At 38.1% G+C, this 15,199-nt stretch carries 1 protein-coding gene; it reads right to left on the reverse strand.

Annotation, left to right across the window (positions count from 1 at the left end; all coding sequences use genetic code 11):
* On the reverse strand, positions 1 to 15,199 hold a 15,199-nt coding region (locus AC34EU_RS06025; protein WP_489696111.1), incomplete at both ends, for a beta strand repeat-containing protein.

A 15,199-nucleotide genomic window follows, 5' to 3' on the forward strand; every position in this document is an offset into this window, starting at 1 on the left:
CAATTGAAGAATCAAATGTTGTTCCGTCTACAACAACTCCAAGTGTTCCTCCTGCCGAGAAAGAAACAGTTCCTGTAAATGAAATCGAGAAGGTATCAAGGTTTAATTGTGTTTTTTTCTCCCACTTGATCGTGTACGGTGGTAAACCTCCACTAATAGGACCATCGATTTGTATGGTTGGACCAGTTGGACTTGGAACAGGAGGACCACAATCTTGAACCCCTGTTAAATTTGCTGCTGCAACAAGAGGTGGTGGAGCATTTGAGGTCATGGTAACTGTAATACTTATTGGAGGACTACAATTTGACTCGTCTGTAACCTCAACGGTGTATGGTTGTGTAAGTGCTATGTTCAGAGCAACTATGTCTTGTCCAGGAACAACACTAGTGTTTAAAACATAACTACCATCTTCAGAAACAATTCTTACTGGGAAGATTGTTCCATTTACAGAATCAGATCTTGTGCCTCCACTAGTTCCAATTATAAACTGTCCAGTACCACCCTCGCATGAAATTGGGGTAATCGCACCTTCGGTAAGAACTATTGGCTCAAATACATCAAACAAATACCCTCCGTTTACGTTTTCAACTAAAATACTACCACAGCCGGAAGAGTCCGTAACAACAGCTCTATATTGACCCATGCTCAGTCCGGTTAATATTTCTAAACCAGCAGTTCCAGGAACTTCATTCCAAAAAGTTGCTGGTGTAGTTGAAAGTGATGACAAATTCATTGTTAATCCATAAGCTGGAGCAATAGACTGAGCTTGAAAACTGCTTATTATAAGTGATTTAACAATAATCGTAGAACCACTTAAATAAGCCTGAATACCTGGATTTGCATTAATTTTTGTTTTAAGTTCAGCTGCTATATCCATAATGGAATTTGTATCATTTACAATCATTGATGAGGTAAATGTTGTTCCGTTTACAACAACTCCAAGTGTTCCTCCAGCTGAGGCAGAAACAATTCCCGTAAATGAAATCGAAAAAGTATCATAATTTACCTTAGATTTTCTTTGCCATAAAATAGTATATGGGGCAGTGCCACCAGTAATTCCTACATTGGTAAGTTTAATAGTTGGACCAGTTGGACTTACAACAGGAGAACCACAATCTTGCAAGCCTGTTAAATTTGCTTCTGCAGTAAGACCAGAAGGAGCATTTGTAATTGTTATATCAATAGACTCATCAGGAATACATCCAGATTCATCTGTAACGGTAACTGTATAAATAGCTGGATAAATTATATTATCAACAACTATGTTTTGACCTGGGGTAATAGAGGTATTTAGAATATAATTACCATCTGATGAAACAATCCTTACAGGGAAGATAGTAGCCGTAACAGATCCTGAGTAATACCCTCCTTCAGTTTCAACAATAAATTGTCCAGTACCGCCCTCGCACGGAATTGGTGTAATCGTACCCTCGGTGAGAACTAAAGGATTTCCAGGAGGGTCGGTAAGGACAATTGTTGGTATTATTAGGTAATTTGCGACTACATCACAGCCTGACGAATCAGAAATAACTATATCATAAGTTCCAGCAGGAAGATCGTCTCTAAAGAATGTTGAGCCTGTAATTGGTTCAGTTGGCTCACCACCTACTAAACTATATAAATATGGGGGTTGACCGCCTGACAAGGCGATTTGAATAGATCCAAGTAAAATATCATTAGGAGAACATGCAAGTGGAGGTTGCGTTACAAGTGGTTCATTAGCTCCACTTAATTCAGCTATTGAAACAGGAGACGATTCAGTAATTTCAAAATCTTTTATTTCCTCAGCACAAGACTGAACATATGCTGCGCTAGATGCATAAACTGTAACTCGGTATATTCCGGCAGGTAAATTATCAAAAGATGAAGCTCCACCGGTTGGAGTAGATTCCTCACCTGTAAAATCTGCAGGAAGAAGGTTTCTTCTATTAGGAGTTAAGGTAGTTGTACTCAAAGAAGATGAGACTGTATATCCTAGACTAGTAGTAACAAGATATTCCCAAACAATAAATGGCGATGGAGTACCCGAAACTTTTATTTCAATTCTTCCGTCTGTTCCTTCAACACATTCATTTTCTAAATTGTTCAGCGTAGTACCCAAAATTGTTACAGAGGAGCCATTCCCCTTAACTTCAATAGGACCTATTGAAGTTACTGAACAGTTTGCAAGGTTTGAATCTGTGATGGTTAGTTCATAAAAACCAGCAGAGATTCCGATTAAATTTCTAACATTATAGGTGACTGGTGGATTAGGGGAGAGTCTTGTCCATTGGTAGTCATAACTACCAGATCCTCCTGTAATAGCTGCAATTGGTAAATTGATTTCACCATCTCCAGCACACACCTCATCTGTTATAGTTATTTGACTTTCATCAATCTCTAAGACAGCAGATAAAGGATCTGTTTCAATAAATTCAGCAATTGAACATGTATTAGTTCTAACCTCTAATCTATATTTTAATCCTGGCGTTAATCCTGTAAATTGTAAATCCTCAGAAAAAGTTTTAGCTAAAGAGCCTACTGTGAAATTTAAAATTCTTGGAGGAGACAAAGCTGAATATGATGGAGGAGATCCAATCGATCCTTGGAAAAGCTCTGCAGTCAGAATATTTCCAGCTCCTGACATTTGATCTGTGGTAAAAGTACCCGATACCGGAATATTAATAGTTCCTCCACAAGTTTCAGAAACTGTTCCAATAGTAATAATTGGTTTTTCTATTGTAAAACTAGCTGTTGCTGAACAGCCAACAAATGCCCCACCATTTGCTTCAATTGAAACTGTTAAATTATATTCTCCCTCAGATAGTCCTGTTATTTCAAGATTAGTATTTGTATAACTAACATCTCCAACCTTAGTCCAAGAATAAATATAGTTAGTCTCTAAATTTTGTTGTATTGTAGTCTTTGTAAACTGAGTTGATCGATCATCACTGGTTACAGCAACACTTGAGGATGAAACTGTTGATGAGAAGGTTACAAAACCTGCTAAACTAAGAGTTCTTATATCTATGGTTCCATCCCCATTAGCTGTGGCTGTGACAGTAGTACTCGGAGCAATCAAAGTTGTCAAGCTTGCAGCAATTGAAATCAATGTGTTTCCACCAATAACAGTATGACCATATGAAACACCCCCTGCAGTAATTGTAACAACATCTGTAGCGGCAGGTGTTCCAGATAGAGTCATTCTTATAACATTGTCAGTTGTATGAGTCGCGGTTGATGTAAATGGTACTCCAGCTAACAGAGCTGTAACATCTACAGATCCAGCACTTCCAACATTAGCAGCAGCAGAAACATCAGTCGATCCTCCATTAATTTTTAAAGCAAGATTAGCAGCAATCACACTAATAGATTGGTCAGAGTTACCATCAAGATTAAGATCATTTGTAGTTTCTGAATAGTTTACACCATCTATTGAAATAGTATAAGTGTCTCCTACTCCAACATCGGCGTTTGTTGTGAGTCCAATTATAGAGAACCGATCAACCTGAGCAGTATCTTCTAATCCCCCTGTTATGAAAGAGCTTAATGTGTTCGACACTGGATGTCCTATTTGACCGTCTGGGGTAAACCCAGCTGTTGAACAAGAAACATCTTCAACTGCAGCCTGAATTCCAACTGAATCAATAACAATATTTGGAGCAACCGTTACTTGACCTATAATAGTTGTTTCGCTACAAGTTGGGTTTCCAGTTGTTGTTAATGTGTATTGATATATTGTAGTTTGACTAACTGAAACTGTTGGAGTTCCAATTATTTGTTTTGTATTTGGTGCAGCTCCATTTCCTAGAACAAGACCGGATGGTAGTTGAAGAAGTGGATCGGCGTTTGGAACTTCTTGCACACCAGTTGCGCCACCACCCCATGTGTAAATAATTGGTAAAATTGCATTATTTGCACAAACTTCTTGATTTAAAGTAGCTAACGCTGAACTTAAAACAAGAGTTGATTCAGGTGTTAATGTAATAGTACCATTAGCCGTATTGGACGCGTCCCCTGGTAAACAACCAGCTGTGCCTGAGGTAGTTAAGGTAAAAGTGTAAGCCACAGTAGTAGTAATAGGAGTTGCTGGATTAGGTGTTCCAGTAACTGTCATATAGTTTTCATTATCAATATTTCCTGAAGAAGCTAAAGATAAAGCTCCCCCTCCAGCAATAGAATTATTAAAAGAAAGGTCGAATAAAGTTCCTTGAACATTGGCTCTTATTTGAATTGAAGTAGTTCCTGTAATGGATGCAGTTGGAGCACTTTGTCTTACGCCAGAAGCTATATTAATTCCTGAGACTAGTTGTTGAGCAACTGTTAGGGCGGTATCACCCGTGGTAGATGTAGTATAACTGTAGGTAACTCCGTCAATTTTTATCCAAAATTGCGCTCCAATTGCACTTGAAGCAGTAACATCAATAATGTTCACTTGTCTAACGGATACTGGATTTAATAAAACTCCTGGAGGCAAACCTACTGTTCCTGCTAATGCTGGAATACTAGCAGTTAAAGCTGTCCCGGTTAAATTAAACTTAATACCCTCTAACTGTTCTCCAACACATATTTGTTGTGCATTATCTGAGCCTGGAAAGTTAGAATCCGATGAATCATAATTTATACCTTCCTTTGGATTAACCTTTATTGATCCCTGAATAAAATCTTCTCCGCATCCAAGAAGATTATTAGCTGTCCTAATTCTGTAAAAATATGTTGATGGGAAAGTGACTCCAACATTAGGTGTTCCAGATATTGCAACCCTATGTGAACCAACAGAATTGACACTTGTAATAGTTGGTGTTACAGAATTAGTAAATTGTGATAAGCCAAATGGAGCTCCAGAAGTAATAGCAGTTAGGGTAATATCACCACCTCCAGAACCAGCTAACGCCTGAACTCTTCTTCCAGGAGTTGCGTTTATTTTAGCTATGAGTGCATCTCTAACATTTGTTGCAGATAAACCGCCTCCAACTGTTGTATGGGAATATGTGTTTGTTGTTAGAGGAGCTCCACCTGTAACATAAATAAACACATCTTCACCAGTAACAAAAGTTCCAGCAACACTAACTATATCAACTTGTTGTTGTGCAACTGCATTTTCAGTAACACTAATTCCATTAGGAAATATACGAGAAGAACTGGGTGTAATATCTGTACTTGTAACAGTTCCCGTAGTAGTTTTTAACTCTAAACTGTATGCTGCACCATCTATTGATGATTTTAAATAAATAGCATCATTTGCAAGATCAGGTATTGCATTAATTACGGATGAACCACTCATATTTGTAACTAAGTTTGTAATGATATTATCAATACCGGTTGCGCCTACTGGAACAGTGTATTGATAATCCGTTTCATCAATGGTAACCGTTACTTTATCATTGGCTGCAAATACTCCAGAAATATTAACTCTATCTTGTTGACCAAAATCAGCAGACTCTAGAATAATTTCAGTAGCCCCATTTGAAAGCTGATATGTAATAGGAAAAGGGATAGGTTCTCCATCACATACTTCTTGATTATCTGTTCCAGCAGCAGAAGTAAAACTGATTTTAGAGTTAGGTAAAAGGCTTATAGAAACAGTTTGTTTTACAGGAGTACAGCTTGTACCGACACTTGTAATATCAACTGAATATGTTTTCGTACTACTAACAACCTCGGAAGGGGAACCGGTAATGGTCACATAATTTAAATTCTCTACATCACCAGCAACGTCACCATCTAATTCAAGGGTATTAGTGGTAGTAGATGTAGTATAACTAAATGATTTTCCTGACTGATCTGCACTTAACGTTATAATTGATCCTGAAGCAGCAGCTGTTACAGGGCTCAATCTAATTCCAATTGCATTATTAATCACATTACGCAAACCAATAGCTACATTACTAGCTGCATCTCCAGTTTGGAGGGTATACTGATAACTTACACCATTTATTTTTATTGTTAAAGTTTCACTTACAGTGAGTGTTCCTGAAATCGATGTGGTTTTTACTTGCGCTTCTTTAAAAGGAGTCATCACTACTCCTAGAGGAAGTCCATTTTGACCAACTAGTGAAGGGTGTGTTGCTCCTGTTGCTGATCCTCCGACTTCTATTCTAATACCCTGAATATCACCACCTTCACATACAGCTTGAGAAAGCTGACCATTGGTTGTTGTTGAAACAGTAGCTCCTGTAAATAATGTATTGGTTATGGTTCCTGAATGAATTAATTGTTCAGCTGGAATAACAGTAAGTGTTGCTGATTGAGTTGTTGAAGAAACTGAACAACTAGGATATATATTCCCTAAAGATTGAACTATATAGGTATAGGTCATTGGCGCATCAACTGGAGGATTAATTCCAGACAGATCTGGTGCTCCAAAAAGTGTCAACAACCCCGTTCCACTAGTATTCACTATATTTAAAGTATAACTAGATGTTCCTGTAGAAGAAAATGCTGAAACAGAATACCCTTGGTAAGGTCCAGCAGCATCAGCCTCAAGTGCTAATATATTTGAATTTGCGTTAGCAGTCACATCTAAACTAACATCAGCATTAATGCTAGTAGCAAGCCTAGTAAGAAAAGTGTTAATCGTTTCTCCCACTATCGTTGTTACCAAATAAGTAGTAGTGTTAATCTGAACTCCATAGGTTTCTGTGACGGGTGCAGTAGCCGGCCCAGCCCATGTAATTTCGTCAGATTGTTTGGTGTCTGTATAGGTTTGATTTATTCCAGGTGGTATTTGATTAAATCCACCATTTAATTGAGTGGTTAGAGATACCGCCCCTCCATAAACTTTAAATGATACATCTATTATATTTGTACCCTCACATACCTCTTGAGCGTCAGTTCCTGCAACCGTTGATGTCGCAATACTTGGAGTTGCAAGAAGTGTAATTGTTCCAGAGATAGTTCCATGCGGTAAACAGGCTGTTCCTGTGGTTTCAATAGTATAAAAATAGGTAGTAGCAGTAGTTACAGGATCAGGATCTCCGGTTAGAGTTACATAATTATCATTGGCAATATCTCCAGCGATACTTGTTTCCATTATAGATGCAAGAGTAGATGTAGCAGTATAAGTAAATGATATACCGGGCACTTTAGCAGTTAAAATTAAAATAGAACCGGAAACAGAAGCTGTTACAGGAGCAGTTCTATTTCCATTTCCATTATTAATTGGACTATTAATTGCTGATAGTAGTCCTAGTGCTACAGCTTCCTTGGTTGGAGTTGCAACCGATGAATACGAATATAAAATTCCGTTTATTGATGCAGTAAAGGAAATATCGGAGGACATCGTTCCAGTTACTTGAGTGGTATTTACCTGGGCAGTTGAATAAGGTGTTAAACTTATTCCATTAGGTAAACCAGTAAATAAAGTTAAAGATGCAACCCCTGCGCTAATTGCAGAGCCCGATAAATCAAATTTAATTCCATCTAATTCACTTCCATCACATACTTGTTGAGTTAAAGATCCATTTTGTGTAGTGCCAGTAGAAAAAGTGGTCGACACAATTGTAGTTGGACGGGTAATTGCCTCAGCAGGTTTTAATTTTATCGCTCCAGTAAATGAAGTTTCCTCACATGAGTAATAGTTTCCAGTTGTGTTTATGGTATAAGTATAAACAGTCATATTATTTAAAGTTACTGATGGTATTCCAGATATAGTGAATACACCAGTTCCTTTTATAGGAGCTACAGTTAAATTAATTGTAGGTTCTGTACCCACAATAATTCCTTGAGGAACACCAGTATTAGTTCCAGTTATTCTTATAGTTCCACTAGCTGTATTTGTAGCTGTAAGGCTAGAGGTTAAGTCTAAAGTTATTGGGGGGAGAGCTATAAAACCAGTTCCAGAAACAACTCTTGTAATATTATCTATTGAGGTTCCAATAACTTTTCCAAGAAGCTTAAGTTTTCCACCCCCCATATCAACTGCTTCAACTACATCCTTAATACCAGCTGTCCCATTGACTTCACTTACTAATCCAGTTACAATTTGTTCTTTAGAAGTGAGTGTTTGAGTCGCTGTAAAAGTAGCTGAGCGAGCTATATCAGTTGTTACTGTTACAGTCCAAGAATCCGTAATAGCAGTTCCTTGACCAGTAACTGTCAATTGTTTAACATACTGGTTAATTGCATCAGTTAATCCAGATCTTACTGTAGCTTGGGTTGAATTAGGTGGAGCAGAGTATGAAACAGTATGAGTCCCTGCTCCTTGAACAGTTAAAATCAAACTATAAGTTTCTGTAACTGATCCAGAATTTGCTCCAGAAAAACTAATTTCATCAACGGGCTGCTGTTGAGTAAAAACACCATTACCACTAGCTAGACCAACACCATTTGGCAAGCCATTTAGTCCATTTAATGGCGCTATATTTGCTCCAGTAGCTCCATTGAATATTTCAAATGTTACTGGAACTAAAGCCTCTCCAACGCAAAGCTCTTGATTTTCAGTACCTGCTGCTGAGGACTGTGAAATTGACGAATTGGGCTCAACAATAATATATCCAATTGATGTTCCAGGACTACAACTTGAACCTGTGGTATTTATAGTATAAGAATATCTCGTTGGACTTGAAACAGGGTCTGTTGGTGTTCCAGATATTATGAACACTCCAACTCCTTGAACAGGCAATGTTGGAGTTGACATTGCTAGGGCTACAGATGTTTCTTGAAGAGAAATACTAAAATAAGTAGCTACAGTTCTTGCTGTTATTCGAATTGTACCACTTACAGTATCCGCATCAGCATTTACATCTCTTGTTCCATCTGCCTCGGCATTGATAATATCAGCCAATCCTTTTGCAACAATTGCTTTAGAAACAGTTCCAGTTGCAACATATTCCCTCTCTTCTCCATTAATGAAAATTTTAAAACTATCGTTAACAGCAGTATTACCACCTCCCGTTACCGTAATATCACGAATCATGAAAGTTTGAGAAGTTTGTCCTACCACACCATTCGGTAGCCCTATTGTAGTTCCTGACACTAAGGCTGATATTTGAGCTCCAGTAACGTTACCAACAATATCATAAGTTATAGTAACCGGTAAAGATTGATTCACACATACATCTTGAACTTCACTAGCTGCAGGAGATGTAATGGTAAGAATTGGATTTGGAGGAACAATAAATGGAATTGTTACAGATGGTGCCCCACATCCTGTTGAAGTTGCAGTAATATTTACAGGTCCAGAAAAATCTGAATCCCATGTTAAAACTCCTGTATCACAATTAATCACTCCAGCAGAGTTATTGTCTATTGACCAGGTCACACTATTTCCTGAACCTGGGTTAGAATAAAATTCTGTTGAAGCTGTTGATCCTGGACAACTAGGTAAAAAGCTTCCCCCTGCGATAATTATATCTGTTGGAGTAACAGCTCTACTTTCTATAACTACACTTATAGTTGAGACAGGAGATGTTGTAACTCCATCACAACCCATAGCCGTTGCGTTTAAATTAAAACTCCCATGAAACCCTTCAGTCCAATCAATTATTCCTTGTTGAGTAAATGTACTTGCTAATATGTTATCTCCAACCGTAGGTGAACTTCCAGTACCAGGAACCTCAGAAGATAAAGACCAAGTAATGTATTGATAGTTTTCTGAATCAGCAAAAAATTGGGTACTGACTGTAGTTGCTGTTATTTCGCAATTTGGCAATGCACCTGTTCTAACCAATACAGGGCCACATATGTATTGAGAAACCGCTGTTTGTAACCAACTACTTATGTTATAACCCGGAGTATTTTCATCACCTGTGACCTCTTGAATCTCTTTGTCTATTATAAACTCTGTTCCGTAATCACTATAACCAAAATAATCAGCAGTCACCCATAAACTTGAATTTGTTGAACCTGCGCCTCTATTTGAAGCAGTGACTCCTACTCCATCCTTAAATGTATGAGTTGCTCCATTAATTTGACTTAAAAAACTATTTTTGATTGCATCGGCAGTATCTGCAAAGGAGGTAATATAATCATAACAACGACCATTTATTGTTATTTTATAAATTTCACCAGCTGGAATAACTGTAGTACTTGTCGCATTTAAAGTAACAGAAATACCCGTTTTTTGATATTGTTCAAGCGAGCTTGGTTCCGATGGAGTAGCTGGAATCTGAAGAGTTGTACTAACGGAATTAATGGTAACTGCAGTAGCAGAAGCAGTAGTTGAAGAAGCAGTTATGGTAAGTTCAAAAGCAGGGCTCGAGGCATCATCAGTAACAACTTGTACATAAGTATTTGCGATTGCAGTTGCAGTAACATTGTAAGGATTTCCAGAAAAATTAGAATTAATTAAGGTAGTGATTGAAGCTAGAGTTGAAACAACAGTTAGAGGTGGCCCGGTCACAGTATAGCCAGCAGTTAACCCATCCACTGTTACACTAATAACATCGGTTACTGCAACAACATCTGATACATAAATATGCTCTTCAATAGGATCGGAAGGAAATATTTCAAAAGATGCAGATTGTGAATTTGAGGGACCATTACATCCAAGAGCAGCTACTGATATTGTTGCTGTTCCAATAAAATCTGGGTTCCAACTCACTTGCCCGGTGCTTGAATTTATTATCCCTGCACCTGCGGTTATAGTCCATTGATAACCAGCAATATTTGAACCTCCACATGATTCAAAGGAAGTGATCTCAGGAGTATCACAACTTGCACCATTATAAACTTTAGAACCATCAGAATCTATAATGGTTTCTTGTTGTAATTGAGAGTTTCCAACTGCTCCAGTAGCATAATTTGCGATTATAAACGAAGGCATCGTTACTTCATCTGTTTTAGTAAAAGAACCACTTAGTGAAGGATCTTCACAATCAAAACATCTTATTGGTGTTATAGTAAAAATAGACCCTGTTGAAGTTGTTGCTGACTGAGTTGACGTTACCGCTAGTGCAACTTGTGGAGTATTTCCTGCAGCAACTGTAGAAATAACAAGTGGTATTCCTCTTTTTTCTGCTTCTATTGTTATTGTACTTCCAGCAACAGTAGTGGAAACTAGTCCAGAACTATCAATTAATAAGCTAAGTTCAGTGGCTATAGTGGCAGTCGTAATTGCATTTCCATATGTTTTAGTATACGGAACTCCATTTATAATAATGCTATATACTTCACCAGCTGAATTTGTATTTCCTCCTGTTAAGGCAATAGTAGATATTGCTTGAGCTTGCTCATTAGAAAAACCAATAGTATGTTTAGCGTCTTCACGACGATTAGAAATCATAATCGTCCCAGAAGCTGTACTTTGAGCTCCAACTCCCAACTTTGAAACGCTTCCTTGATTGGTTCCATTTACTCTTGGATCAGCTGTTATTGCATCAACTAAATCATCAACTAAATCATTTCTAGAGGTAGTTGCTGCCGTGACTGATACAGTAACTGAATTAATAATCACATTATACTTTTCTCCAATTTTTGGATTACCAGAAATATCTATTCTATCTTTTTGATATGATTCTGTTAGAATAGTAAAACCAATTGTACCAGTACTGGGAGTTCCTTCAAAGGTGTAAATTCCATTAGAACGTGTCATTGTGATCCCATGTTGAGTGTTACTTCCATTAGCATAATAATTGAAATCATCTGGTCCCAAGCGCGGTTCCACTGTATCATCAATTTGTGGATTTGCAGCTTGCTCATTATCGCCACCCACTTCAGTATCACCATTATCATCTGGATCAAAATCTGTGTAGCCTAGAATCTCGAGGTCAGCTGCACCCCCTGATGCATTAAAAGAAATAGCGGTTATTGGATCACCTTGACAAACTACTTGATTTAATAGAGCTAAATTAAAATCAGGAAAAATTGCTTCTACAGGACTTACAATAACGGTAGTTACCTCTGAATCTAATGCACACGATGCGGTTGTTGACTTAAGTACAGATAAGGCTGAAAAGGAAGCAGTACCCGTCGCAGTAGCTGTAGCAATAGTTATTGCAGTTCCAGCAACTTTACCTCTTATGTCTATAGTTCCATCTTGATAATCATAAGCTTCAATTACAGTGTTTAATGGAGCGGTATTATTTACCGCACTAACTATTCCTGAGGTAATAGCATTATTACTTGTAACAGTAACAACTGTTGTAAATGTTGCTGTTGTGGTTCCATCCGATAAAGTATACGTTTCGTTAACACCAGATCCATTCCCTGAGATCGTAAATCTTTGAACAGGATAAATTGGATAAGTATTAGTTGTAGTAAGTTTATAAAATGTTGTTTCGGTTATTTTAGTTCCTCCATCAGGAGTAAGAGTAGTTCCTGTAACCCCTGAATAACCTGCTCCTAAATTTGTGAAGTTATCATTATTAGTAGAACTAGACCACTGATAGGTTATGGCTCCAATATTTGGAGCTGGAGCAACTGGAGAAACACCACTGGCGATAAAATTTGTAAAGGTTGATGCTAAAGTTGAATCAAAACAAACAGCTTGATCATTATTTGTGTTGGCTTTTTGAATTTCATCAACAACCTGAATCATTACTGACGCACTATTTCTTGTACATAAATTAGGGGTCGAATCATCTTTAAATATAGTTCCTCCGGAAGAAGAATTAGTAGCCACGGCTAATGTAAAATCAGTTCCAGGAGTATCAGGTACGAGATTTATTACTCCAGAAACTGTTTGTGATGCCGTCACAGGTATAGATCCATTAGCATTAATGTGATCAATTAAAATATTTGCATATGTCCCCGTTGAGGTTCCAGTAGTAACGGAAGTTGTAATTAAATTGATACTAATACTAAAAACATCACCTCCCGTTGGTGTTCCTCCAATAGTTACTCGATTATCTTGATCAATCAATTGATTAATGACTTGGCGTCTAAAATAACTTGTTGCAATTAATGCACCAGGAGGCGAGAATGAATTAGAAGTAGCATTTGCAATATCAACCCATGAAGCATCGGTTCCATTAGGTGAATACTGCCACTGATAGGTGATTGCTCCATTTGGTGATGTTGCATCATTGACACTAACTAAAGGATCGGGTACAGTACCATAACATATTTGTGTAGGCATAGCTATTTGTCCCACATTAATTGAATGAACGGTTATTTTGTGAACTAAAGAAGGAAGTTCACACTGAACGATAAGGCCTGATACTCTTTGAATCATTCTTCTGTAATATGTAGTAGTAGAAATTGAAGGAACTGAATATGTAGCAGCTTTTTCACCTGTAATATCTGTATATGAACTAAGAGTATTATCTGGAGAACTTTGCCATTGATATTCAATACCTACTGCTAGGGCAGTATCTCCGGTAACCGATAAAGCAGTTGGAACAACAGATGCATCCAATGGGTCTTGACAAAAAACTTGATTATTTCCACTATTAATTATTCCTCCTACAAGAGGGGTTACTGTAATAGTTCCAGAGATAGTTGCTGTTGTACAACCTGAATCCACATCTGCCGTTAAGACTGTATAAGTATAAACTGTTGTTATAATATCTGGTGTATTTGGAGTTCCAGAAATTGACAACACCTTCGTTCCAGCATCAAATGAATAAATCACACCACTTGGAAGACCATCAACTATAGCAGCAGTAGCAGGAATAACTGTAGCACTTGATGCTCCTGTAATATTATATGTTATGGTTGATATTGCTGTACCCATACAAACAACCTGTGAAGTACTTGTTGCGGCAGAACTAAGTGTGACCGTTGAAGCTGCGCTAACATTAATTGTGCCAGAAAGTGAGTCGGGTGACGCACAAGCCCCTCCTGCAGTGGTTGATACCGTGTAAGTATAGGAGCCTGATGCTACTCCAGAATTAACTATTCCTCCAATGGAAATTCGATTGGTGTTGGCTGCCGTTATCGCATTGGACATGTTTCCTGACCCTGCCGTTCCACCGATTTGAACACTAAATGGTGTTCCACTAACTTTTGCAGTTAGTGATAAAGCGTCTGTACCAATATCTGTAGCAGTTACAACGTTACTAATTGTAGAATCCCCCCATAAGGCGACTCTTAAAGCATCTCTAATCGTTTGAGTAGTATTTCCTGTTACATAAGTATAGGAAACAACCGATCCGTTTACTCCAAGAATATAGGTTCCTGTTGCTGCACCAGTTATATTTACTCTATTGGATTGTTGTGTTTTAGATTCAACAGCAGTAATTCCTTGGGGTAACGTCAAGGGTAATGCTGGACTTATAGATAATGCACCTCCCTTAATATCATAGATGATGTTGTCCGTTAGTGTATCCCCTGCACACACATTCTGATTAGTTGTAGATCCAGCCGATACTAACTCGATCAGTTCCTCTGGCTCCACGGTAATACTTCCATACATAACAATTTCTGGACATCCCGAAGATCCAACACTACTAACAATATAATTATACATAGTTGTATACGTTGTCGTTGCAGTTGGAGTCCCTTTTAATGTAATTGTGGTTGCGGTAGGACTAACGGTTACCCCTGTAGGTAAACCATCGACTACCATTGTTTGTCCGGCAACTTGAGCTGATGTTGCACCTCCACCATAAGTATAGGTGACAGAGGTGATTGCGGTGTTTACACATACATTCTGAGAAGCAGTAGCAGCAGCAGAAGTTAAGACTAATGTAGAAGGTGTTTTAAGAGTTATGGAACCTATTTCCGTATCAGTAACGGCACACGTGGGACTTGCTCCTGCGTAAGTGGTTAAAGTAAAGGAATACGTTCCAGCGGTAACACTAGCAGCCAATGCTCCTGTAATCTGAATTTGATTTGTGTTAGCTACAGTAATCGTATTGGTAAGGTTTGCAACTCCGCTATATCCTCCAAAGTTTACCTCAAAAGGAGTTCCTGCATCATCAGCTGTTAAAATTAATTCACTTGTGCTTCCTCCGTTACTAGCAGTAACAATTGCACTGCTTGCATTGATTGCAATAATAAGACCGTTTCTTATGTCCTGAGCACTACTTGAAGCTGCAGTACCAAAAGTAAACACCTCTCCATTAATCGCGATACTGTGAGTTCCAGTGGCAGCTCCGGTTACATTGATAGTGTTTTTTTGAGGAACTAAAACAGGTAACGCACTAATACCCGCTGGAAGAGCAGCGGTAACTGTAACTGTAGAAGGACTTATAGTTTGTGAAGCTAAAACACCGGTTAAATTATAAATTATAGGGTTAATAGCAACAGACGTGTTACATACATCTTGAATCCTTACAGATACTGGAGATACTGGAGTGATCTCTTGAGCCGGAGCAACGGTGATCGTTCCGCTGAC

Source organism: Candidatus Marivariicella framensis (genome assembly GCF_982709265.1).